This window comes from Pseudomonas sp. S32 (assembly GCF_016648095.1).
GTDB lineage: Bacteria > Pseudomonadota > Gammaproteobacteria > Pseudomonadales > Pseudomonadaceae > Aquipseudomonas > Aquipseudomonas parafulva.
The window spans coordinates 56175-81337 of the sequence record NZ_JACVVF010000025.1 but is presented as its reverse complement, the minus strand read 5'-3'; the positions used below and the strand labels follow the sequence as shown (position 1 = coordinate 81337).

The window sequence follows — 25163 nt, the reverse complement described above, 5'->3', positions numbered from 1 at the left end:
CGCAGCTCGCGATGCGCCGCGCGGGCGGCGCTCGGTCTCATAGGCGCAGACCCTGTCGCGGCGAGCACCTGGCGGCCCTTATGCGATTTAAACCCGAGGTCAAGCCTTCCTCTGCGGTGGGGATGGAAGGTGTTCGCCGTAACGTTGTTTGCGCCTGTGAAATCGAGCGCCGCCTGCGCGGCGCATCGCGAGCTTTGCTCGCTCCTACGGTGTTTCGGGCCAGTCACGCCTTTTTCATACGGCGCGTTACCGCGTCATGCCCAAAGTGGTCGCGTCAATGGCCCGGGGATTTGCGCAGAAACAAACAAGCACCTCGCCCCCCATCCACCTCACGTACCACTACCCTCCAGATCCACCAGCACCGCCCCCTCACTCACCATCTCGCCTTCCTCACAGAACAATGCCTTCACCGTGCCGTCATGGGGCGCGCGAATGCTGTGTTCCATCTTCATGGCCTCCAGCACCACCAGTGCAGTCCCTGCCGTAACCTGCTGGCCGGGGGTGACCAGTACGCGCACGATGCTGCCGTTCATGGGCGCGCCCAGCCCGCCCTGGTGGCCGTGGCTGGCCTCGGCTTCGGCAATGGCGTCGACGGCCGACACGGTATGCACCTCGCCCGCCCAGCGCAGGTACAGCGTGTTGCCGCGGCGGATAGCCAGGTGCTGGCGACGCACCCCCGCCTGGTCATGCACCAATTGGTCCCCCTGCAATTGCCATGCAGAGGGCGCGCTGTGCTGCACCGTTACGGCCTGGCGCTGGCCGCCGCTGCACAAGTGCAGGGTGCTGCAAGGCGGCAGGCCCAGGCGCAGGCCGCTGCGTTCGGCCCAAGGGGAATGGCTGTCGTCCTCCCGAACGCGGGCGGCATCGCTCAGCAACCAGGCTTCAGCGGCCGCCTCCCACAGGGCCTCTGGCAACGCCGTGGCCTCAGGGAGCAGAACCTCCTGGTGCCGCCCAATGAAGCCAGTGTCCAGCTCCGCCGCCGCGAACGCAGGGTGGGCCAGGATGCGCTGCAGGAAGGCGATGTTGGTTTTGACCCCGCCAATGGCGAACTCGCCGAGCATGGCCAGCAGGCGCAAACGGGCCTGCTCGCGGTCTTCGCCCCAGGCGATCAGCTTGCCCAGCATCGGGTCGTAGAACGGCGACACTTCATCGCCCTCGCTCACGCCGCTGTCCACGCGCCGGCCCGGGCCCGGGCCGGGGGCGGACTCGCGGTAAAGCGCCAAGGTGCCGGTGGCAGGCAAAAAGTCGTTGGTCGGGTCTTCAGCGTACAGCCGCACCTCGATGGCATGGCCCATCAACGGCACCTGGTCTTGGGTGATGGGTAACGGTTCACCGCACGCTACTCGAATTTGCCAGGCCACCAGGTCCAGCCCGGTGATAGCCTCGGTGACCGGGTGCTCTACTTGCAGGCGGGTGTTCATCTCCATGAAGAAGAACTCGCCACGGGCATCGAGCAGAAACTCCACCGTGCCGGCACCCACATAGCCGATGGCCTGGGCCGCGCGCACGGCCGCTTCGCCCATGGCGCGGCGCAGCTCGGCGGGCAAGCCTGGGGCGGGAGCTTCTTCAACCACCTTCTGGTGGCGGCGCTGAATGGAGCAATCACGCTCGTTGAGGTACAGGCAGTTGCCGTGCTGGTCGGCGAACACCTGAATCTCGACGTGGCGGGGTTTGAGCACGTACTTTTCCACCAGCATGCGAGCATCGCCGAATGACGACTGGGCTTCACGCTGCGCCGATGCCAGGGCGTCTGCCAACTGGCTCTGGTCCTCTACAACCTTCATGCCTTTGCCTCCGCCCCCGGCACTGGCCTTGAGCAGCACCGGGTAGCCGATGCGTTCGGCCGCGGTGCGGAAGGTGTCCAGGTCCTGGGCTTCGCCGTGGTAACCCGGCACCAGGGGCACGCCTGCGGTTTCCATCAGCGCCTTGGCGGCAGACTTGCTGCCCATGGCATCGATGGCGCTGGCCGGTGGGCCCAGGAAGATCAGCCCCGCTTCTTCGATGGCCCGGGCAAAGCCTGCGTTTTCCGACAAGAAGCCGTAGCCCGGGTGGATGGCCTGGGCCCCGCTGGCGTTTGCCGCAGCCAGCAGCTTGTCGATTTGCAGGTAACTGTCAGCGGCCTTGCTGCCGCCCAGGTCAACGCTGATATCGGCCTCGCGGCTGTGGCGGGCATTGCGGTCGGTGGCGCTATGCACCGCGACCGTGGTCAGGCCCATGGCCTTGGCGGTGCGCATCACCCGGCAGGCGATTTCGCCACGGTTGGCGACCAGCAGGGTGGTCAAGGCTTGGCGGCTCATGGGCGCGGCTCCTTGGTGTCATGGGTGTGCCAGGCGGGGCGGCGTTTTTTCAGAAAGGCATGCAAGCCTTCCTGGCCTTCGGCGCTCACGCGAATGCGGGCGATGGTGTTTTCACAGTATTGGCGCAGGGCAGGGGTAAGCTGGCCGGCGTCCACTTCCTGCAGCAGGTCTTTGGTGGCGCGCAGGGCCTGGGGGCTGTTCAGCAGCAGGTTGCCGGCCCAGGCCTCAGCCTGTGCATCCAGTTCGTCGGCGGGGTACACCTCGGCCAACAGGCCCAGCTCCCGGGCCCTTGCGCCGCTGAAGCGCTCGGCGGTGAGCGCATAGCGGCGGGCGGCACGCTCGCCCATGGCCTTGACCACGAACGGGCTGATAACGGCCGGCGCCAGACCAATGCGCACCTCGGAAAGGCACAGCTGGGCGTCTTCGGCGCCGATTGCCATGTCGCAGCAACTGATCAGGCCCAGGGCACCGCCAAACGCAGCACCTTGTACCACCGCCAGGGTCGGCACCTTGAGGCGTTGCAAGGCATACATCAGTTCACCCAGCTGATGGGCGTCCTGCAGGTTGGTGTCGAAGTCCAGTTGCGCCGACTGCTGCATCCAGGCCAGGTCGGCACCGGCGCTGAAGTGCCGGCCACGGCCACGTACAAGCAAAAAACGCAGGCGGGCATCTTCGGCCAGCTGCCCAAGGGCCGCGATCAACTCCTGGATCATCAGGGCATTGAAGGCGTTGTTCTTGTCTTCGCGGCTGAGCCACAGGGTGGCGAAGCCGCGGGGGTCGTGGAGCACTTCCACGGTGCTGAATTCGCGCATGGGGTCACATCCGGAAAATGCCGAAACGGGTCGGTTCGATGGGGGCGTTCAAGGCCGCCGACAGCGCCAGGCCGAGTACCTCGCGGGTTTGCGCCGGGTCGATTACCCCGTCGTCCCACAGGCGGGCGCTGGAGTAGTAGGGGTGACCCTGGTGCTCGTACTGGTCGAGGATGGGCTGTTTGAGCCTGGCTTCGTCGTCCGTCGTAAAGGCCTGGCCGCTGCGCTCGCTCTGCTCGCGCTTCACCTGCGCCAGTACCCCAGCGGCCTGTTCGGCGCCCATCACGCCGATGCGTGCGTTAGGCCACATCCACAGAAAGCGTGGGTCGTAGGCGCGGCCACACATGCCATAGTTGCCCGCCCCAAAGCTGCCGCCGATGATTACCGTGAACTTGGGCACCTCGGCACAGGCCACGGCAGTTACCAGCTTGGCACCGTGCTTGGCGATGCCGCCTTCTTCGTACTTTTTGCCCACCATGAACCCGGTGATGTTCTGCAGGAACAGCAGCGGAATGCCGCGCTGGCAGGCCAGTTCGATGAAGTGCGCGCCTTTTTGCGCAGCTTCGGCGAACAGGATGCCGTTGTTGGCCAGTATCGCCACCGGGTAGCCGTGCAGGTGGGCGAAGCCGCAGACCAGGGTGGTACCGAACAAGGCCTTGAACTCGTCGAATACCGAGCCATCCACCAGCCGGGCGATCACTTCACGTACATCGAAGGGCTGCTTGGCATCGGCAGGTACCACCCCGTACAGCTCATCGGCAGCGTACAAGGGGGCCACGGGTGCCAGGCGCTGCAGCTTGCCCAGCTTGTGCCAGTTGAGGTTGGCCACGCTGCGGCGGGCCAGGGCCAGGGCGTGCTCGTCGTTGTCGGCGTAATGGTCGGCCACGCCGCTGGTGCGGCAATGCACGTCGGCCCCGCCCAGGTCTTCAGCACTCACCACCTCACCGGTGGCGGCCTTTACCAGCGGTGGGCCGGCGAGAAAGATGGTGGCCTGCTGGCGCACCATGATCGCTTCGTCGGCCATCGCCGGCACATAGGCGCCGCCTGCCGTGCAGCTGCCCATCACCACGGCGATCTGCGGGATACCCAGGGCGCTCATGTTGGCCTGGTTGAAGAAGATACGGCCAAAGTGCTCGCGGTCGGGGAACACCTCGTCCTGGCGGGGCAGGTTGGCGCCGCCCGAGTCCACCAGGTAGATGCACGGCAAGCGGTTTTGCAGGGCGATGGTTTGCGCGCGCAGGTGCTTTTTTACCGTCAGCGGGTAATACGAGCCGCCTTTCACCGTGGCGTCGTTGGCCACGATCATGCATTCAACGCCTTCGACGCGGCCGATGCCGGCGATCACGCCTGCTGCCGGCACGTCCTCGCCATACACCTCATGGGCCGCCAACTGGCCGATCTCGAGAAACGGTGAGCCTGGGTCCAGCAGGCGATCGATACGGTCACGCGGCAGCAACTTGCCCCGCGACGTGTGCCGCTCCTGGGCTTTCGGGCCGCCGCCTTGGGCAACCTGGGCCAGCAGGCTGCGCAGGGCTGTTACCTGCTCAAGCATGGCCGCGGTGTTACCGGCAAACTCCGCTGAACGCGGGTTGATCTGGGTGTTCAAGGTAGCCATGTACGCTCGTCCCTTATGCTCAGCGGGTTTCGTTGAACAGCTCGCGGCCAATCAGCATGCGGCGGATCTCGCTGGTGCCAGCGCCAATCTCGTACAGCTTGGCGTCACGCAGCAGGCGCCCGGCCGGGAACTCGTTGATGTAACCGTTGCCGCCCAGAATCTGGATAGCTTCCAGGGCCATTTGCGTGGCGCGCTCGGCGGTGTAAAGGATGACGCCGGCAGCGTCCTTGCGCGTGGTTTCGCCACGGTCGCAGGCCTGGGCCACGGCATACAGGTAAGCGCGGCTGGCGTTGAGCTGGGTGTACATGTCGGCAACCTTGCCCTGGATCAGCTGGAATTCACCGATGCTCTGGCCGAACTGCTTGCGGTCGTGAATGTAGGGCACAACCAGGTCCATGCAGCTTTGCATGATGCCGGTGGGCCCGCCCGACAGCACCACGCGCTCGTAGTCCAGGCCGCTCATCAGCACCCGCACACCACCGTTAAGCTGCCCCAGAATGTTTTCTTCAGGCACCTGCACATCATCGAAGAACAGCTCGCAGGTGTTGGAGCCGCGCATGCCCAGCTTGTCGAACTTGTTGCTGCGGCTAAAGCCTTTCCAGTCCCGCTCCACGATAAATGCGGTAATGCCGTGGGCGCCCTTGTCCAGGTCGGTCTTGGCGTAGATCACATAGGTGTTGGCGTCTGGGCCGTTGGTGATCCAGGTTTTGCTGCCGTTGAGCACGTAGTGGTCGCCGCGCTTGTCTGCGCGCAGTTTCATCGAGACCACGTCAGAGCCGGCGTTGGGCTCGCTCATTGCCAGGGCGCCGATGTGCTCACCGCTCACCAGCTTGGGCAGGTACTTGGCCTTCTGTTCGGGGTTGCCGTTGCGGTTGATCTGGTTCACGCAGAGGTTGGAGTGGGCGCCGTAAGACAGCGCCACCGACGCTGAGCCCCGGCTGATTTCTTCCATTGCAACCACGTGCGCCAGGTAACCCAGGCCGGATCCGCCGTATTCTTCGGGCACGGTGATGCCCAGCAGGCCCATGTCGCCGAACTTGCGCCACATGTCAGCCGGGAACAGGTTGTCGTGGTCGATCTGGGCGGCGCGCGGTGCCAGCTCTGCGGCGACGAAGGTGCTGACCTGGTCGCGGAGCATGTCGATGGTTTCGCCCAGGGCGAAGTTCAGGGTGGGGTAATGCATGCTGGGGCACCTTCTTGTTCTTGAATGAGGGTTTGACTGTTGCAGCCCAGGTGGCTGTTTCACCTTTACGTTAACGTAAACTTGGTGCTGTGGGCTGTCAATGTGTAAGTGACCTTTACGTTAACGTAAATCTGCGCCACAGTATCGGCGTCTTCATCCGCCGTGCCCAGAACAATCACAAGAAGGGACACCCATGAACCAACCCAGCTACACCCGTGGTCGCCAGGACCGCCCGCTGCTGACCCACACCATCGGCCAGGCCTTCGATGCCACGGTCGCCCGCTGCGCTGGCCGGGAGGCGCTGGTCTCGCGCCACCAGGGGCTGCGTTACACCTGGCAGCAGCTGGCCGAGCAAGTCGACACGCACGCACGGGCCTTGATGGCACTGGGCGTAGCCACCGGCGACCGCGTCGGCATCTGGTCACCCAACTGTGCGCAGTGGTGCATCCTGCAAATAGCCACCGCAAAGGTCGGGGCCATTCTGGTCAACGTCAACCCGGCTTACCGGGTGGCGGAACTCGAATACGTGCTGCGCCAAGCCGGCTGCTGCTGGTTGGTCTGTGCCGATGCGTTCAAAACCTCGGACTACCACGCCATGGTGCAGGCACTGGCGCCGGAGTTGGCCAACGCGCCTACGGGCAAGCTGGCGTGTGAGCGTTTGCCGGCGCTGCGTGGGGTGGTAAGCCTGGCCAGCAACCCGCCAGCGGGCTTCCTGCCTTGGCATGCCTTGGCTGATTGGGCGCAGCAGGTCACTGCCCAGGCGTACACGGCGCGCCAGCAAAGCCTGCAATTCGACCAGCCGGTGAACATCCAGTACACCTCTGGCACCACCGGGGCACCCAAGGGCGCCACGCTCAGCCATTACAACATCCTGAACAACGGTTTCATGGTCGGCGAGAGCTTGGGCCTGACCGAACAGGACCGCATGGTGATCCCGGTGCCGCTGTACCACTGTTTCGGCATGGTCATGGGTAACCTGGGCTGCATCACCCATGGCAGCACCATGGTCTACCCGGGCGATGCCTTCGATGCCGAGCTTACCCTGCGCGCCGTGGCCGAAGAGCAGGGCACCATCCTGTACGGCGTACCCACCATGTTCATCGCCATGCTCGACCACCCGGCCCGCCCAGGCATGGACCTGTCCAGCCTGCGCAGCGGCATCATGGCCGGCGCCACCTGCCCGATCGAGGTGATGCGCCGGGTGATCGACCAGATGCACATGGTGGAGGTGCAGATTGCCTACGGCATGACCGAAACCAGCCCGGTGTCCCTGCAGACCGGCCCGGACGATGAACTGGAACTGCGCGTGACAACCGTTGGCCGCACCCAGCCGCAGCTGGAAAACAAGCTGATAGACGCAGCAGGCTGCGTGGTGCCCCGTGGCGAGATCGGCGAACTGTGCACCCGTGGCTACAGCGTGATGCTGGGCTATTGGGAAAACCCCCAGGCCACGGCAGATGCCATCGATGCGGCCGGCTGGATGCATTCGGGCGACCTGGCGGTGATGGACGAGGCGGGGTATGTGCGCATCGTTGGGCGCAACAAGGACATGATCATTCGCGGGGGCGAGAACATCTACCCGCGTGAGCTGGAAGAGTTCTTCTACACACACCCGGCCGTGGCTGACGCGCAGGTCATCGGTATCCCCTGCAGCCGCTACGGTGAAGAGATTGTGGCGTGGATCAAGCTGCACCCGGGGCACAGCGCGACGGCGCAAGAACTGCAAAGCTGGTGCAAGGCGCGTATTGCGCACTACAAGGTGCCACGCCATATCCGCTTTGTGGAGGAGTACCCGATGACGGTGACGGGTAAGGTGCAGAAGTTCAAGATGCGTGAGATTAGCGTGGCCGAGATAGGGAGCGGCGCCAAAGACTAGGAGTGGCTGCTGGGCCCCGGCGCGGCAATCGCGCTGGTGGGGCCCGCAGCATGTAACAATTCTGGGCTAGCGTTAAACCTTCATTGGCGGTTCCTGGTCGGGCGGGTCGCCTACGGTTGGTGGCTCGGTCGGTTTGACCGGTAGGTCTTCAGGGTCTTTTTCAGGTACGGGCGGTGGAAGCGAAGGGTCGTCTATATTCGGATCCGGGGTTTCCGGTGGCGTTGGAATGCTCATGGCCTACCTCGCATGGGTGAACGGACACGTACTGACTATTACGACCACCGGCACCTGGCATCGGCTCACTTTTTTTGAACCCCGACGCCTGCCCCGGCTCTGAACCCTTACCGCCAACAGCCCAGGGGAGCAAGGCCTGATGTCTTTGAATGAGCCCTTCGAAAGCGTGTCCACGGCCGATCAACCACACGACCAGGGCATCAGCTTGTCCCAGGCGTTGATGGCCCCACGTATCGCCATCGAGGCGACCCAGCCGGTGCTTGATGGCGGCGCATTTGCAGCCAAGGCCATCAGCAACCAGCCTGTTGCGGTCAGCAGCAAGGTGTTCACCGACGGCCACGACCGCATGGCGGTGGTGCTGAACTGGCGCCAGGCAGGCAGCCGACGCATTCACAGCGTACCCATGACATCCCCTGGCAACGACCTGTGGCTGGCAGAGTTCACCCCCACTGAAATCGGCCCGCATGTGTTCACCATCGAGGCTTGGATAGACCCGTACGCCACCTTTTGCTACGACCTCGAGAAAAAATTCAATGCAGCTGTCGGCATCAAGCTGGAGCTTGAAGAGGGCAGGCTGCTGCTGGGCAAAGGCATCGAGCTGAGCACCGGTGCGCTGCGCGAGCAGTTGCAAGCGTTGCAGGGCCGGTTGCCAGGGTTGCCGGAGGACGAGCAGGTGGCACTGCTGCTGGGTGACGAGGCCACCCAGCTGATGGCCGCTGCCGAGCACCGCAGCTACCTCACCCGCAGCTGTGAATACCCGCTGGATGTGGACCGCCCGGCAGCGCAGTTCGCCAGCTGGTATGAGCTGTTCCCGCGGTCGATCACCGACGACCCAGAGCGCCACGGCACGTTCGACGATGTGCATCAACGGCTGCCGATGATCCGCGACATGGGCTTCGATGTGCTGTATTTCCCGCCCATTCACCCCATCGGCAAACAGCACCGCAAAGGCCGTAACAACTCGCTGCAAGCGCTGCCCGGCGACCCTGGCAGCCCGTATGCCATCGGCAGCCCCGACGGCGGCCACGAGGCTATCCATCCGCAACTGGGTACCCGTGAAGACTTCCGCAGGCTGGTTTCGGCGGCGGCCCAGCATGGCCTGGAAATCGCCTTGGACTTCGCCATCCAGTGCTCCCAAGACCACCCCTGGCTTACCCAACACCCCGGTTGGTTCAGCTGGCGCCCCGACGGCACTATCCGCTATGCAGAAAACCCGCCGAAGAAATACCAGGACATCGTCAATGTCGACTTCTACGCCCCCGACGCCGTGCCTGGCCTTTGGACGGCGTTGCGCGATGTGATCATCGGCTGGGTTGAAGAGGGCGTGAAAACCTTCCGCGTCGATAACCCGCACACCAAGCCACTGCCGTTCTGGCAATGGCTGATCGCCGATGTGCGGCGCGAGTACCCGGACGTGTTGTTCCTGGCCGAAGCGTTCACCAAGCCGGCCATGATGGCGCGGCTGGGCAAGGTGGGGTATGCCCAGAGCTACACCTACTTCACCTGGCGCAACACCAAGGAAGAACTGCGCGAATACTTCGAAGAGCTCAACCAGCCGCCGTGGAGCCAGTGCTACCGGCCCAACTTCTTCGTCAATACGCCGGACATCAACCCGTTCTTCCTGCAGCAGAACGGCAGGGCGGGCTTCCTCATCCGCGCAGCGTTGGCGACCATGGGCTCGGGGCTGTGGGGCATGTATTCGGGTTTTGAGCTGTGCGAAGCTGCCGGCTTGCCAGGCAAGGAGGAATACCTGGATTCCGAGAAGTACCAGATTCGCCCGCGGGACTTCAGCCAGCCTGGCAATATCATCCCGGAAATCGCCCGGCTGAACCGCATTCGCCGGCAGAACCCGGCGTTGCAAACCCACCTGGGTGTGGCGTTCTTCAATTGCTGGAACGACAACATCCTGTACTTCGCCAAGCGCACACCCCAGCGCGACAACTATATCCTGGTCGCCATCAGCCTGGACCCGCACAACGTCCAGGAGGCGCATTTCGAGCTGCCGCTGTGGGAGCTGGGCCTGGGCGACGATGCAGAGAGCCACGGCGAAGACCTGATGAATGGTCACCGCTGGTCGTGGTACGGCAAAACCCAGTGGATGCGCATCGACCCTTCGCATCAGCCTTTCGGTATCTGGCGCATCAGCAAAGCCTGAACAGGGACAGGAGCCGCACATGGCCAAGCGTGCACGCCCGCAAGCGTTCATCGATGATCCGCTGTGGTACAAGGACGCGGTCATCTACCAGTTGCACATCAAGTCGTTCTTCGACGCCAACAATGATGGCATCGGTGATTTCGCCGGCTTGATCGGCAAGCTCGACTACATTGCCGACCTAGGGGTCAACACCCTGTGGCTGCTGCCGTTCTACCCCTCGCCGCGGCGGGACGATGGCTACGACATCGCCGAGTACAAGGCGGTGCACCCGGACTACGGCACCTTGGCCGACGCCCGGCGGTTCATCGCCGAGGCCCACAAGCGCGGCTTGCGGGTGATCACCGAACTGGTGATCAACCACACCAGCGACCAGCACCCGTGGTTTCAGCGGGCCCGGCATGCCAAGCGCGGCAGCAAGGCGCGGGACTTCTACGTGTGGTCGGATGACGAGCACACGTACGACGGCACCCGCATCATCTTCCTCGATACCGAAAAATCCAACTGGACCTGGGACCCTGTGGCCGGCCAGTACTTCTGGCACCGCTTCTACTCGCACCAGCCCGACCTGAACTTCGACAACCCACAGGTGATGAAGGCGGTCATCGGGGTGATGCGCTTCTGGCTGGACATGGGCGTAGACGGCCTGCGCCTGGACGCCATCCCTTACCTGATTGAGCGCGACGGCACCAACAACGAAAACCTGCCGGAAACCCATGCTGTTCTGAAGGCGATCCGTGCCGAGATCGATGCCAATTACCCCGACCGCATGCTGCTGGCCGAAGCCAACCAATGGCCGGAGGATACGCGGCCTTACTTTGGCGAGGGTGAAGGCGACGAATGCCACATGGCGTTCCACTTTCCGCTGATGCCACGCATGTACATGGCGCTGGCCATGGAAGACCGTTTTCCGATCACCGATATTTTGCGCCAGACGCCGGAAATCCCCGCCAACTGCCAATGGGCAATCTTCCTGCGCAACCACGATGAGCTGACGCTGGAGATGGTCACCGACCGTGAGCGGGACTACCTGTGGAATTACTACGCCGAAGACCGGCGAGCGCGTATCAACCTGGGTATCCGGCGGCGCCTGGCGCCGTTGCTGCAGCGCGACCGCCGGCGTATCGAGCTGCTCACCAGCCTGCTGTTGTCGATGCCGGGTACACCCACGCTGTATTACGGCGACGAGCTGGGCATGGGCGACAACATCTACCTGGGTGACCGTGACGGCGTGCGTACGCCCATGCAGTGGTCGCCCGACCGCAACGGCGGCTTCTCCCGCGCCGACCCCCAGCGCCTGGTGCTGCCACCGATCATGGACCCTTTGTACGGTTACCAGACGGTGAACGTGGAAGCACAGGGCCACGACCCGCATTCGCTGTTGAACTGGACGCGCCGCATGCTGGCCGTGCGCAAGCAACAGAAGGCGTTTGGCCGTGGCAGCATCCGCACCCTCACGCCCAGCAACCGGCGCATTCTCGCGTACATCCGTGAATACACCGACGCCGATGGCACTGCCGAAGTGGTGCTGTGCGTGGCCAACGTATCCCGCGCCGCCCAGGCGGCCGAGCTTGAGCTGGCCCAGTACGCGGGCATGGTGCCGGTGGAGATGCTGGGCGGCAGCGCGTTCCCGCCCATCGGCCAGTTGCCGTTTCTGCTCACCCTGCCGCCTTATGGCTTTTACTGGTTCCTGCTGGCCTCCCACGACCGCATGCCCAGCTGGCACATACAGCCCACCGAGGGGTTACCCGAATTGACTACTTTAGTGCTGCGCAAACGCATGGAGGAGCTGCTCGAGGCCCCCTCCCGCGACACCCTGCAAACGTCGATTTTGCCCCAGTACCTGCCCAAGCGGCGTTGGTTCGCCGGCAAGGAAGGGCCTATCGATGCTATTCGCCTGAGCTACGGTATACGCCTGGCGAACGCCAGCGTGCCGGTGCTGCTGAGTGAAATCGAGGTAGAGAGCGATGGCGTCACCCACCGCTACCAGTTGCCGTTCGGCCTGCTGCCCGAAGACCAGATCAACAGCGCACTGCCCCAACAGCTGGCGCTGTCACGGGTACGCCGTGCTCATCAGGTAGGGCTGATTACCGACGCGTTCGTGTTGGAGCCGTTCATCCGCGCAGTGCTCAAAGCCTGCGCAGAAGGCGTGCGCCTACCCTGCGGCAGCGGCCAGGGGGAGCTGCGCTTCGAGCACACCCAGCAACTGGCTGGCCTTGGCCTGCACGATGAAAGCCCGGTGCGCTACCTCAGTGCCGAGCAGTCCAACAGCTCGGTGGTGGTGGGTGATGCGGTGGTGCTCAAACTGATCCGGCGGGTCAATGCCGGCATCCACCCCGAGCTGGAAATGAGTGCCTACCTGACTGCTGCAGGCTTCGCCAACATCTCCCCGTTGCTGGCATGGGTCAGCCGGGTGGACGAGCAGGGCGCGCCGCATTTGCTGATGATTGCCCAGGGCTATCTCAGCAACCAGGGCGATGCCTGGGCCTGGACCCAGAACACCCTGGAGCGCGCCATTCGCGACCAGATGCAGCCCACCAGTAACGAGGCCGATTCGCACACCGACGCCCTGACCGAGCTCAGTGGGTTCGCTGCGCTGCTTGGCCAACGCTTGGGCGAAATGCACCTGCTGCTAGCCGCCCCAACAGCGGATGAAGCCTTCACTCCACGCCCCAGCGACGGGCAGGACAGCGCGCGCTGGAGCACGCAGATAAGCGCCGAGCTGACCCACGCGCTGGACCTGCTGGCCCAGCACCGCGACAAGCTCGATAGCGACAGCCAAGCCTTGGTGGACGACCTGCAACAGCAGCGTGACGGGCTGGCCCAGCATATCCAGGCGCTCACGCAAAAGGCCCAGGGCGGCCTGTTGATGCGCGTGCACGGGGACCTGCACCTGGGCCAGGTACTGGTGGTGCAGGGTGACGCCTACCTGATCGACTTCGAGGGTGAACCGTCCCGTCCACTGGAAGAACGCCGTGCCAAGCACAGCCCGTACAAGGACGTGAGCGGCGTGTTGCGATCCTTCGACTATGCTGCTGCGATGATCTTGCGCAGCGCCTCTGGCGTGGACCTTTCCGACGCGGCGCGGCAGGCCCGGCAGCGCGTGGCACGGCACTATCTGCATCAGTCGCGGCATGCGTTCATCGAAGCCTACGGGCTGGCGACCGCAGCCATGCCCCACGCCTGGGAACAGGCTGACGGCGAGCGTGCCGCGCTGGAGCTGTTCTGCCTGGAAAAAGCTGCCTACGAAATAACTTATGAAGCCGAAAACCGTCCAAGCTGGCTGGCCGTGCCTTTGCATGGTCTGCATGGACTGATCAGTACCTGGGGAGAGTCAGAATGAACGTTTCAACGCGTGATAACGGCGGCCTTCGGCAACGGGACCTGGATGCCCTTGCTCGCGCCGAGCACGCCGATCCCTTTGCGGTACTTGGGCCTCACGGCGATGCAAAAGGCGGGCTGACCGTGCGGGCCTACCTGCCCGACGCGCTCAGCGCCCGTGTAGTGGCCCGCGAGGGCGGCCAAGTGCTGGCTGAAATGGTGCAAGGTTCGCTGCCTGGCCTGTTCACCACGCACCTCGAAAAGGCACAGCCCTACCAGCTGCAGATCGGCTGGGCCGGCGGCGAGCAGGTCACTGAAGACCCCTACAGCTTTGGCCCGCAACTGGGCGAGATGGATTTGCACCTGTTCGCCGAGGGCAACCACCGCGACCTCGCCGGGCGCTTCGGTGCCCAGCCCACCCAGGTGGATGGGGTAGACGGCGTCAACTTCTCGGTGTGGGCGCCCAATGCCCGTCGCGTGTCCGTGGTGGGCGACTTCAACAACTGGGACGGGCGCCGCCACCTGATGCGGCTGCGTCACGAGGCCGGCGTGTGGGAGTTGTTCATCCCGCGCCTGGGTGTGGGCGAAACGTACAAGTTTGAAGTGCTGGGCAAGGGCGGCATTCTGCCGCTCAAGGCCGACCCGCTGGCGCGCGCCACGCAGTTGCCACCGAGCACGGCGTCCAAGGTGGCAGGGCCGTTGGGCCATGCTTGGGGCGACCAGCAGTGGATGGGCGAGCGCGCCCAGCGCCATGCCTACGGCGCGCCGCTGTCGATCTATGAACTGCACCCCGGCTCATGGCGCTGCGAGATGAACGAGGCGGGTGAGGTAGGCCGCTACTACAATTGGCGCGAGCTGGCCGACCGCCTGGTGCCCTATGTGCAGCAGTTGGGCTTTACCCACATCGAGCTGCTGCCGATCATGGAACACCCGTTTGGCGGGTCCTGGGGCTACCAGCCGCTGTCCATGTTCGCACCCACCTCGCGGTATGGCACGGCTGAAGATTTTGCCGCGTTCATCGATGCCTGCCACCAGGCCAGCATCGGCGTGATTCTGGATTGGGTGCCTGCGCATTTCCCCACCGACGAACATGGCCTGGCCCGCTTCGATGGCACGGCGCTGTACGAGTACGACAACCCGCTGGAAGGTTACCACCAGGACTGGAACACCCTCATCTACAACCTGGGGCGCAACGAAGTGCGCGGCTTCATGATGGCGTCGGCCTTGCATTGGCTGAAGCACTTCCATATCGACGGCCTGCGGGTGGATGCCGTGGCGTCGATGCTGTACCGCGACTATTCGCGCAAGGCGGGGGAGTGGGTGCCCAACCGTCATGGCGGGCGTGAGAACCTGGAGGCCATCGACTTCATCCGCCACCTCAACGGTGTGGCGGCCCATGAAGCGCCCGGCGCGTTGATCATCGCCGAAGAATCCACCGCCTGGCCCGGGGTCAGCCAGCCGATTGAACAAGGCGGCCTTGGCTTCGGTTACAAGTGGAACATGGGCTGGATGCATGACACGTTGCATTACATCCAGAACGACCCGGTGCACCGCGCCCACCACCACAACGAAATGAGCTTCGGGTTGGTGTATGCCTATTCCGAGCATTTTGTGCTGCCGATCTCCCATGACGAAGTGGTGCACGGCAAGCGGTCGCTGATCGACAAGATGCCGGGTGACCGTTGGCAGAAGTTCGCCAACCTGCGCGCCTACCTGACCTACATGTGGGCACACCCGGGCAAGAAGCTGCTGTTCATGGGCTGTGAGTTTGGCCAGTGGCGGGAGTGGAACCACGATGCCGAGCTGGACTGGTACCTGCTGCAGTACCCGGAGCATCAGGGTGTGCAGCGCCTTGTCGGCGACCTTAACCGCCTGTACCGCGAGGTGCCGGCGCTGCACGAACAGGACTGCCAGCCGCAGGGCTTCCAGTGGTTGATCGGGGATGACGCGCAAAACAGCGTGTTTGCCTGGTTGCGCTGGAGCAGCGAAGGGGAGCCTGTGTTGGTGGTGGCCAACTTCACGCCGGTGCCACGTGAGGGTTACCGCGTTGGCGTGCCGTTCGGCGAGCGTTGGCAGGAGCTGTTGAACAGTGATGCCGAGACCTATGCGGGTTCGAACATAGGCAACATGGGGGCGGTGGAGAGTGTAAAAACGCCTAGCCACGGGCAACCCCTGTCGCTGGCGCTGAACTTGCCGCCATTGGGCGTGCTGATCATGAGGCCTGCTCGGTAGGTGCAGGTTATTCAAGTTTGGGCCGGGAGGTGATAGCCGTGGCGGATGCGGCGCTTGTGAGACCGAGCGCCGCCTGCGCGGCGCATCGCTAGCTGCGCTCGCTCCTACGGCAGTTCTAGGGCAGTTTAATTGGCCCAACAAAACGTAGGAGCGAGCATAGCTCGCGATGCGCCGCGCAGGCGGCGCTCGGTCTCTCAAGCACCGCATACGCCACGGCAAAACCCCCAGCCGCGACCTGGCCTTACTCCTCTTCGCGCTCCAACACCATCAACACCACCGAACGCCCGGTCACATCGAACGTACTGTCGAATTCCAGCTGCTGCGCTTTACGCAGCTCCGGCCGGTCAGTGTCGATCACGCAACCCCAGTGGTTGCCCTCAGGTACGGTCGGCAGCTTGAACTGCACCGTGTCATGGTGCGCGTTGACGATCAGCAGTACCGTCGCCTCGGCACCCGGCCGTGCAATGCCGCTGACCTGGGCACGGCCGTCGATCAGCATGCCCAGGCAACGGCCATTCGGGTCTTCCCACTGCTCCACGTTCATCTCGTTGCCGTCCGGCGCCAGCCAGGTGACATCCTTCACCCCGATGGCCTCGTTATAGTCACCCACCAGGAAGCTCGAGCGGCGCAGCACGGGGTATTTGAGGCGCAGGCGGGTCAGGCGGCGGACGAACGTCAGCAGGGCCTGGCCTTCGTCATCCAGGTCCCAGTTCACCCAGCCAATCTCGCTGTCCTGGCAATAGGCGTTGTTGTTGCCATGCTGGGTGCGGCTGAACTCGTCCCCCGCCACGATCATCGGCGTGCCTTGGGCAAACAGTAGGGTGGCGAAGAAGTTGCGCATCTGACGCATGCGCAGGGCGTTGATTTCCGGGTCCTCGGTGGGGCCCTCGGCGCCGCAGTTCCACGACACGTTGTTGCTGGTGCCGTCCTGGTTGTTCTCGTCGTTGTCTTCGTTGTGCTTCTCGTTGTACGACACCAGGTCGCGCAGGGTGAAACCGTCGTGGGCGGTGATGAAGTTCACCGACGAGTACGGCCTGCGCCCGCGGTTGTTGAACATGTCGCCAGAGCCCGTCATGCGCGCTGCAAAGTCTGCCAACTGGCCCTCGTCACCTTTCCAGAAGGCCCGCACCGTGTCACGGAACTTGTCGTTCCATTCTGCCCAGCCCGGCGCGAAGTTACCCACCTGGTAGCCCCCAGGGCCGCAGTCCCAGGGCTCGGCGATCAGCTTCACCTGGCGCAGCAGTGGGTCCTGGCGGCAAGCCACCAGGAAGCTGTGGCGTTCGCTGTAACCGTCGTGGTAGCGGCCAAGAATGGTCGCCAGGTCGAAGCGGAAGCCATCGACGTGCATCTCGCCTGCCCAGTAGCGCAGCGAATCGGTGACCAGCTGCAGCACGCAGGAGTGGCTCAGGTCCAGGGTGTTGCCAGTGCCGGAATCGTTGATGTAGTAACGCTTGTTGTCCGGCATCAGGCGGTAGTACGAGGCGTTGTCGATGCCGCGCATCGACAGCGTGGGGCCCATCTCGTTGCCTTCGGCGGTGTGGTTGTAGACCACATCCAGAATCAGCTCCAGGCCGGCATCATGCAGGTGCGCGACCATTTCCTTGAATTCGGCGATCTTGCCACTGGCCAGGTACGCCGGGTGCGGGGCGAAGAAGGCGATGCTGTTGTAGCCCCAGTAGTTGTTCAGGCCTTTCTGCAGCAGGTGCTGGTCGTTGACGAAGGCATGAATGGGCAGCAGTTCGATGCTGGAAACGCCCAGGTCCTTGATGTGCTTGAGCAGCTCGTCATTGGCAAGGCCGGCGAAGGTGCCGCGCAGCTTCTCGGGCACTGCCGGGTGGCGCATGCTGATGCCCTTGGCGTGGGCCTCGTAGACGATGGTGCGGTCCCATGGGGTTTGCACGCGCTGGTCACGGCCCCAGGTGAAGGCCGGGTCGATTACCTTGCACTTGGGCACGAAGGGGGCACTGTCACGCTCATCGAACGACAGGTCGCCATCGGGGTGGCCGATGGTGTAGCCGAACAGGGCTTCGGACCATTTCAGTTCGCCCACCAGCTGCTTGGCGTAGGGGTCGATCAGCAGCTTGTTGGGGTTGAAGCGGTGACCGTTTTCCGGCTCATAGGGGCCATGTACGCGGTAGCCGTAAACCAGCCCAGGGTGAGCGTCGGGCAGGTAGCCGTGGTAGATCTCGTCGGTGTATTCCGGCAACTCGATGCGCTCGAGTTCCTTCTCGCCAGAGGCGTCAAAAATACACAGTTCAACCTTGGTGGCATTGGCCGAGAAGATGGCGAAGTTGACGCCAAGGCCATCCCAGTTGGCGCCGAGGGGGAACGGTAAGCCTTCGCGAATGCGCGATGGTGCAACGGAGCGGGTTTTCTTTGGGGTGCGCGGGCTCATGGCAATCCTCGAATGGCCGTATAGGGCTGGATAGTGTGGGTATTGCTACGCCTCTGCCGCCGACAGGCCTGGTTCACGAATCGCTCGTGGTCAGTGGCTGCCTGCCAGCGGCAGAACCGTTGAAGGCTCAGCTCGCGGTGGGTTTTTTCACAGCGCGAGGTTTTTTGGCAGCGGCAGGCTTGTCGCCTGCAGGCAGCGCTGCAACCTTGGGGTCGGCCGGTGGTTTGGGCGCCGCAGCTGCCTTGGGCTTGGCAGCGGGTTTGTCCCCGGGTTTGGCCTTGGGTGCAGGCTTGGCCTTGCCCTTGGCTTTCGCATCGGGGGCCAGGGCCTCCGCTTCGGCCAGCTTGCGCGCCATTTCCCAATGGCGCTCTTCGTGGCCTTCCGGTTTCCCCTCCGACTCCCAGATCTGGTAGGCAAATTCGCGTATCCGCTTATCGTTGACACTCATCGTGACGCTCCTGAATGCTAGTTGTGTTCGATCAACACGTTGACCGGAAACTCGGAAAGTACGGCGCTTAACTTCAACTCTCTTACAGGGCTGACAACGCTTGCACCGAAAAGTCCAGTCGAGTTGGCAGGGGAAAAGGCAAACGGCAGAATTACCCGCGTATCGTCCCAATTCTGAGCTGGGATCAGGGGCGTCGCAGCCGTGCCTAGCAGCGAGCTGGCCAGGCGTGGGGCAATGATCACCGCCCGTTCGCTGTCCCCCAGGCGGGCGAATGCCACTACCTTGTCGGCGTGCTTGCCTTGCACGGCAAGCGGCAGGTAGGCCCCACGGCGGAACAGCTCAGGGTGAGCCATGCGGCAGTCGAGCACACGCGCAACCAATGCCTGTTTGACCCGTGCGTCCTGCCAGTTAGCCAGCAGCTCGGGCAGCGGCGCATTGTCGGTCAGCGAGGCGCGCCGCGCCGGGTAATCCACCGGCCTGCGGTTGTCTGGATCGACCAGGCTGAAATCCCAGTACTCGTTGCCCTGGTACAGGTCGGGCACACCAGGCACGGTCATGCGCATCAGGGTCTGCACCAGGCTGTTGAGCACGCCGGGGCAACTGATCAGCTGCGCGGCATCCGCCACAGACTTGCGCAGCTGCAGGTGGTCGTCGTTCAGCAGCAGGCCATCCAGGTAGCGTACACAGCTGGCTTCATAGGCTTCGTTGGGTGCGTTCCAGCTGCTGCGCAGCTTGGCCTCGCGCAGGGCCTTCTGCTGCCATTGACGAACCCGTTCGGCGTACTGCTCCAGGCCTTGGTGGTCATGCACATCCAGGCCCAGGGGCCAGGTGCCCAGCAGGGTTTGCAGCAGCATGTACTCGTCGCCGGGGCTGGGGGCCACGCCGTCGTCCAGCGGCTCACGCAGCGGCTCGGCCAGCTCGCGCCAGTGCTCCAGGCGGCTGGCAAGCCAGGGCGCCCGTTCGCTGAGCACCGCCAGGCGGGCACGGGTATCCTCGCCGCGTTTATGGTCGTGGGTGGCCGTGGCCAGCAGGTTATCGGGGAAGTCCCGCAAGCGCCGCTGCGCTTCGTTGTGGAAGTCGTCCAGCGGTGCGCTAAAGCGCTCGGCTTCAAAGCCCACATCGTTGCGCGACAGCAGGCGTGCGCTGCGGTAGAAGGCGGTGTCCTCCACGGCCTTGGCGGCGCTGGGGGCGGTCAGTTGCTGGAAGCGTACACAGGCATGGCGCAGTTGCTTGCGTGCCCGCCCTGGCGGCAGCTGGCGCCAGCCTTCGCCACCCAGCCACTTCTCCATTTGCTCCAGCAAGGGCCAGTCTGCCTCGCTGAGGTCTTGTCGGGCGCCTTCCAGGGCCTGCTGGAAAAAGCCCTCGTCCTCAGCCGGCCTGCCGCAGGCGTTGAAGTAGGTGCGGTACACTGGGTAGTGCGCCACCAGTGCTTGCAACGCTCGGCGGATAGCGCCCAGGGACAGGTCGCGGGTCATCAGGTCGTTGCGCGCCACCTGCAACAATGCCTGGGCCACCGACTCGCAGTCACCGGCCAGGCTGGCGTTGAGCACCAGGTGCCGCGCCAGGCGGATTTCTTCGGCGTAATCCGGGCGCTCGCTCACATTCGCCCACAGTTCCGTCAGCGGCGCTTCGCCGGCGGGGTCGTGCTGCAACAGCGACACCTGGTTCATGAACTCGTAGCCGGTGGTGCCGTCGGTGAGCCAGTCGCGGTGCAGGTGCTCATCCACGCCCAGGATCTTCTCCACGTAAATGGGGAAGTGCTCAAGCGACGCCTGCGGCGGGCGGCTGGCCATCAGGCTGGTGACCCGGCGGCGCAGCTTGCGGCAGTAGCCGCGTGGGTCGGCCAGGCCGTCGATGTGGTCGATGCGCAGGCCGTCCACCAAGCCGCGCTCGATCAGTTTGAACAGCTTGGCATGGGTGGCTTCGAACACCACGGAGCGCTCGACCCGCAGGCCGCCCAGTTCGTTGATGTCGAAGAAACGCCGCCAGTTGATGTCGTCCGCTGCTGTGCGCCAGCTGGCCAGGCGATAGGTCTGACGTTCCAGCAGCAGGTGCAGGCGCTTGAAGCCCGCTTCGCTGCGGCTGTCGAAGGCCACCAGTGCCGACTCCAGGTCGGCACCTTCGCGCACCAGGCGCGCCAGCTCGGCTTGCAGGGGGAGGGCCTCTTCAACAGGTGCAGCCGAGTCACCCAAAGCGGTGAAGTGCTCAGCCAGTGCTGCCAGCGCCGGGTCCGGGCTCAGCGCCAGGATCCAGCCATAGTCCACCGGGCAAATCGGGAAGCGGTGCTCGTAATGGGCAATCTGGAGTACGCCGTTAGCCTTGTCGAATTCAAGCGGGATCTCGCCCTCTTTCAGGGCCACGCCGTAGTCGCTGCCCAGGAACGGCAGCAGCAACTGGCCAGCCAGCAATGGGTCGGCCGAGTGCCACTGGATATCGAAGAATTCGGCATAGGGGCTGCGCCGGCCCCAGGCCAGCAGGCTCTGCCACCACGGGTTGTCGGCCCCGCCCACGGCCATGTGGTTGGATACCGTGTCTACGATCAGCCCCATGCCGTGCTGGCGCAAAGCGGCCACCAGGCGCTCCAGGGCAGCCTCACCGCCCAGTTCCGGGTTTACCTGTGTAGGGTCGACCACATCGTAGCCGTGCCGCGACCCGGCGCGGGCTTTCAGCAGGGGCGATGCGTACAGGTGGCTGATGCCCAGCTGGGCGAAGTAGGGCACCAGCGGCAGGGCGTGGTCGAGGGTGAAGTCGCTGTGAAACTGCAGGCGCAGCGTGGCGGTAAGCGGCTTCATCGGTCGCGCTCCCAGGCTTGCTCGCGGGCCTGAGCCAGCAGCTCCAGGCGCCGTGCGGCGTCTGCATCGTCCAGCATGCGGTCGGCGGGCAGGGCAAAGCGGCGGCGCCAGTTGGGGTGGCCATCGGTGGTGCCGGGCATATTGGGCTGTTCGTCCAGGCCGAGCAGGTCTTCGAGCGGGACCAGTACCAGGGGTGCGCGGGTATGGCCTACATAACGGATAGCGGCATCGATCACGGCAGAGGTGTCCTCAAGCGGGCCATAGTTGGTTTCCAGCGTACGGCGCAGGCCGTCGTGTTCCTTTTGGCGGTCGGCGCGCCAGTGTTGCTCGGTGGCGGCATCGACCAGCCCCAGGCGGTGGCTCCAGTCGATATCGCGGTTCTGCAGCCAACCGGCCACGGGGGCGAGGTCGTGGGTGCCGGTGGTGGCCAGGGCATCGTCGGGCCAGTCCATGATGGGTGTGAATTTGCCGGGCGAGGCTTGCTCGAACGGCAATACACGCATGCCCAACACATTCTTGGCCGCCAAGGCTTCGCGCAGCCCGTCCGGCACTGTGCCCAGGTCTTCGCCCAGGATGACCGCCTGGTTGCGCACCGACTCCAGCGCCAGCAGCCGCAGCAGGTCTTCCAGCGGGTAATTCAGGTAGGCACCTTCGCTGGGCTTGGCGCCACGGGGGATCAACCACAGCCGGCGCAGGCCCATGACGTGGTCGATGCGCAGGCCGCCGGCGTTGGCCATGTTGGCCCTGAGCATTTCGATGAAGGCGCGGTAGCCGTTGCGCTTCAGGCCCTCGGGTGAGAACCCGCAAATGCCCCAGTCCTGGCCGGCGCGGTTGAGGATGTCGGGCGGCGCGCCCACGGTGAGGTTGGCCAGCAATTCGTCCTGGCGGCTCCAGGCCTGGCTACCGGCGCCATCGGCCCCCACCGCCAGGTCGGCAATCAGCCCGATGACCATGCCGTTGCCTGTGGCGGCCTGTTGAGCACGGCGCACGCTGCGCTCGGTCAGCCATTGGCAGAACGCATGGAATTCCACGCTGGACGGGTAGCTTTCGGCTAGGCTCTGCACGCTCGGGTGATACGGGTCGCGCCACTCGGCTGGCCACTTGCGCCAGTCGGCGCCTAGGCCTTCGTCCACCGCCTTGGCTTGCAGTACCTCGAAGCGGCAGTGATGCTCCAGCGCTTCGCCGGCGTCGTCGCGGAAGCTTTCGAAATCGGCGCGCAGGGGGTGGTCGCCCTGGCAAAAATCCTTGTACAGCGCACGCAGCAGCTGGAAACGGAAGTCGGCTGCCCGTGGCCAGTCCACCAGCGGTTCCTGCTCCAGCGCTTCGAGTGCCTGCTCAAGCCCGCTGCTGACGATGGCCGTCCTTACAGCGCGCTCCCCCAGGATGGCGGCTGGGCTGGCGTACAGGGTGTTCAGCAGTAGGCGGCTGGAGGGTGAGTAGGGGCTGTAGTGCTCCTGCTCGAAGGCGGACAACGCGTGAATAGGGCTTATGGCCAGTGCATCTGCCCCGCGCTCGGCGGCGCTGCGGGCCAGCTGTTCCAGGGCCAGGCAGTCGCCATAGCCGCCGTCGCCGGGGCGGCGCAGGCTGTAGAGCTGCGCTGAAAGGCCCCAGCAGCGTGCAGGGGCTTCTTCGGCTACCTCGTGCAATGACAGGCACCCGGCCGGCGCCACGGCCAGCGTGAGCGCATGCCCTGACACCTCAAGCTGGTGGTAACCCACCGGTAGGGTGCCAGGCAGCCGGGCATCGGCGTCCAGCGCCAGTTCCGTCTGGTTGCCGTCCTCCAGTTCACAGCGCACTGCTGCGCCGCTGGCAAAATAGCGTGAGAGGTCGAGCGGCTCGCCCTGGTCTGCAGTCAACAACGGGGGCACATGGTCGGCATCGTCGCTTTGCTCGAGGTCTGCCAGGCTTTCGCGAACCTGCGCGTCATCAGCCGCGGCATGGCCGAGCGCTTCAAGCACCTGGCGCAACACGTCATCACTGACTTGCTGCGGCTTGTTGTTGGCATCGACCCAGTCGCGTGCCAACCCGGCTGCGCTGGCCAGTTTATGGAGCAAGGTTTCGCTCATGGCGCCTCCTGGCCAGCGGGCAGCAAGGTGACCACGCAGCTGTAAGGGGAAAGGGCAGAGCCCGGGTGAGCCGTGTCGCCGCTGTCGAACAGGCAGGCCCCGGCAGGCGGCGCTTGCAACGTCAGCGGCTGCTCGGAGAGGTTAAGGTCGATGCGTAGCGTGCTGCCATCACCCAGCTGCCAGCGGGCGCTGAGTGCCTTGTCTGCCAATACTTCCGCACCCAGAGCACGGGTGCCGGGCAGGCGCGGCATCAACTGTTGGCGACGTACCGCCAGCAACTGCTGGTACAGCCCGTGCCAGCCCGCCAGCACATCCTGTGCATCGGGCCGCGAGTCATCGAAGGTCTGCCGGGCATTGGGGTCGGGGATGCGCGCCCGTTGTTCCGGGTCGGCAAACGCGGCGAAGTGCTCGAACTCGCCCCGACGGCCTTCGCGCACGGCGTCAGCCAGCTCATCGTGGAAGTCGGTGAAGAACAGGAACGGTGCACGGCTGCCGTCATCATCGCCCATGAACAGCAGCGGAATCATCGGGCTCAGCAACAGCAACCCCGTGGCAGCCCGCAGCGCGGCAGGCGGTGCCAGGCGGGTGAGGCGCTCGCCCATCGCCCGGTTGCCGATCTGGTCGTGGTTCTGCAGGAACAGCACAAAGGCGCTGGGTTGCAGGTGCCCGCTCGGTTCGCCGCGGGGTTGGCCATGGCGGTTGGGTTCGCCCTGGAAGACAAAGCCCTCACTCAGGCACCGGGCCAGCTTGTTGATCGGCTGGTGCTTGTAGTCTTCGTAATAGCCTTCGGTCTCGCCCGTGAGCAATACATGCAGCGCGTTATGGCCGTCATCGTTCCACTGCGCATCAAAGCCTTGCTCCAGCAGAAACGCCTGGTTGTGCTCGTTCTCCAGCACCAGCCAAATCTGCCGGCCAGGCTCCACCGCCTCGCGTACGCGACGGGCCAGTTCAACCAGGAAGTCGGGCTGGTCGATGGCGTGCACGGCATCCAGGCGCAGCCCGTCGAAGCGGTAGTCGCACAGCCACATCAGGGCGTTCTGGATGAAGTACTCGCGCACTTCCGGGCGGCGGAAGTCGATGGCCGCGCCCCAGGGGGTCTGGCGGTCTTCACGGAAGAAGGGGCCAGCGTAGGCATGCAGGAAGTTGCCGTCCGGGCCGAAATGGTTGTACACCACGTCCAGCATCACCATCAGGCCATGGCCGTGGGCCTGGTCGATCAGGCTGCACAGCTGCTCGGGGGTGCCGTAGGTGTGCTGCGCCGCATAGGGCAGCACGCCATCGTAGCCCCAGTTGCGGGTGCCCGGGAATTCGCCCACGGGCATCAGCTCGATAGCGGTGATGCCGGTTGCGGCCATGCGTGGCAGCTGGCGTGCCACGCCGTCATAGCCACCCAACACGCCGACGTGCACTTCCTGAATGACTGCTTCATGCCAAGGCCGGCCCTGCCAGGTGTGTTGCCAGGCATAGCCAGCCAGATCCACCAGCTGGCTTGGGCCGTGAACGCCCTCGGGCTGAAAGCGCGATGCGGGGTCGGCCACTTGCAGCTTGCCGTCAATGCGATAGGTGTAGCGGTCCCCGGGTTTGGCAGATGCATCAACGGTAAACCAGCCGTCAGCCTCTGCCTTTAATTCAACCCCGGGTTGTTGCTGCAGTTCCAAGCTCACGCTGCGCGCGTCGGGTGCCCAGAGGGCGAAGCGCGCCGACGTGGCGTCCAGTGAGTGTGCGCCATGCCTGTGCATCTTC

General features: G+C 64.4%; 13 protein-coding genes. 4 read left to right on the top strand and 9 right to left on the bottom strand.

Annotation, left to right across the window (positions count from 1 at the left end):
- Window positions 1-329: 329 nt before the first annotated feature.
- The 4 genes from IAE38_RS15295 to IAE38_RS15280 are packed head-to-tail and all read right to left on the bottom strand — an operon-like array spanning window position 330 to window position 5904.
- Window positions 330-2297, bottom strand: a complete 1968-nt coding sequence (locus tag IAE38_RS15295) for an acetyl/propionyl/methylcrotonyl-CoA carboxylase subunit alpha (RefSeq protein WP_201218189.1) — start codon at window positions 2295-2297, stop codon at window positions 330-332.
- Window positions 2294-3109 (bottom strand): gamma-carboxygeranoyl-CoA hydratase, encoded by an 816-nt coding sequence (locus IAE38_RS15290; protein WP_201218188.1) that lies wholly within the window; start codon window positions 3107-3109, stop codon window positions 2294-2296. Before IAE38_RS15290 ends, IAE38_RS15295 begins: the two co-directional genes overlap by 4 nt.
- A gap of 4 nt (window positions 3110-3113) precedes the next feature.
- Complete coding sequence (locus IAE38_RS15285) at window positions 3114-4721, bottom strand: carboxyl transferase domain-containing protein (protein WP_201218187.1); 1608 nt, start codon at window positions 4719-4721, stop codon at window positions 3114-3116.
- Between the two features lie 19 nt (window positions 4722-4740).
- The gene (locus IAE38_RS15280; RefSeq protein WP_201165130.1) at window positions 4741-5904 is read right to left on the bottom strand and encodes an isovaleryl-CoA dehydrogenase; all 1164 of its coding nucleotides are present in this window, start codon (window positions 5902-5904) and stop codon (window positions 4741-4743) included.
- Window positions 5905-6097: 193 nt separating this feature from the next.
- On the opposite strand from IAE38_RS15280, the gene IAE38_RS15275 reads away from it, so the two are divergent.
- From IAE38_RS15275 to glgB, 4 genes are all read left to right on the top strand, one after another.
- On the top strand, window positions 6098-7780 hold the full coding sequence (locus IAE38_RS15275; protein ID WP_201218185.1) for an AMP-binding protein: 1683 nt from the start codon (window positions 6098-6100) through the stop codon (window positions 7778-7780).
- A 373-nt stretch (window positions 7781-8153) separates the two neighbouring features.
- A complete protein-coding gene (locus tag IAE38_RS15270; RefSeq protein WP_201165134.1) occupies window positions 8154-10169 on the top strand; it encodes an alpha-1,4-glucan--maltose-1-phosphate maltosyltransferase in 2016 nt (671 codons plus the stop codon).
- Between the two features lie 19 nt (window positions 10170-10188).
- Complete coding sequence (gene treS / locus IAE38_RS15265; protein WP_201218184.1) at window positions 10189-13509, top strand: maltose alpha-D-glucosyltransferase; 3321 nt, start codon at window positions 10189-10191, stop codon at window positions 13507-13509.
- Window positions 13506-15719 carry a 1,4-alpha-glucan branching protein GlgB gene (gene glgB, locus IAE38_RS15260; protein WP_201218183.1) on the top strand — a complete coding sequence of 738 codons (2214 nt, stop codon included), beginning with the start codon at window positions 13506-13508 and terminating at the stop codon, window positions 15717-15719. The genes treS and glgB overlap by 4 nt, the downstream gene beginning before the upstream one ends.
- A 241-nt stretch (window positions 15720-15960) precedes the next feature.
- On the opposite strand, the gene glgX is transcribed toward glgB, so the two are convergent.
- The 5 genes from glgX to treZ form a co-directional block, all read right to left on the bottom strand.
- A complete protein-coding gene (gene glgX, locus IAE38_RS15255; protein WP_201165151.1) occupies window positions 15961-18114 on the bottom strand; it encodes a glycogen debranching protein GlgX in 2154 nt (717 codons plus the stop codon).
- Between the two features lie 127 nt (window positions 18115-18241).
- Window positions 18242-18562: a DUF2934 domain-containing protein gene (locus IAE38_RS15250; protein WP_033727916.1), complete on the bottom strand. Its 321-nt coding sequence runs from the start codon at window positions 18560-18562 to the stop codon at window positions 18242-18244.
- Window positions 18563-18579: 17 nt separating this feature from the next.
- A complete protein-coding gene (locus tag IAE38_RS15245; RefSeq protein WP_201218182.1) occupies window positions 18580-21354 on the bottom strand; it encodes a malto-oligosyltrehalose synthase in 2775 nt (924 codons plus the stop codon).
- Complete coding sequence (gene malQ / locus IAE38_RS15240; RefSeq protein ID WP_201218180.1) at window positions 21351-23420, bottom strand: 4-alpha-glucanotransferase; 2070 nt, start codon at window positions 23418-23420, stop codon at window positions 21351-21353. The genes IAE38_RS15245 and malQ overlap by 4 nt, the downstream gene beginning before the upstream one ends.
- Window positions 23417-25159 (bottom strand): malto-oligosyltrehalose trehalohydrolase, encoded by a 1743-nt coding sequence (gene treZ, locus IAE38_RS15235; protein WP_201218179.1) that lies wholly within the window; start codon window positions 25157-25159, stop codon window positions 23417-23419. The genes malQ and treZ overlap by 4 nt, the downstream gene beginning before the upstream one ends.
- Window positions 25160-25163: the final 4 nt, after the last annotated feature.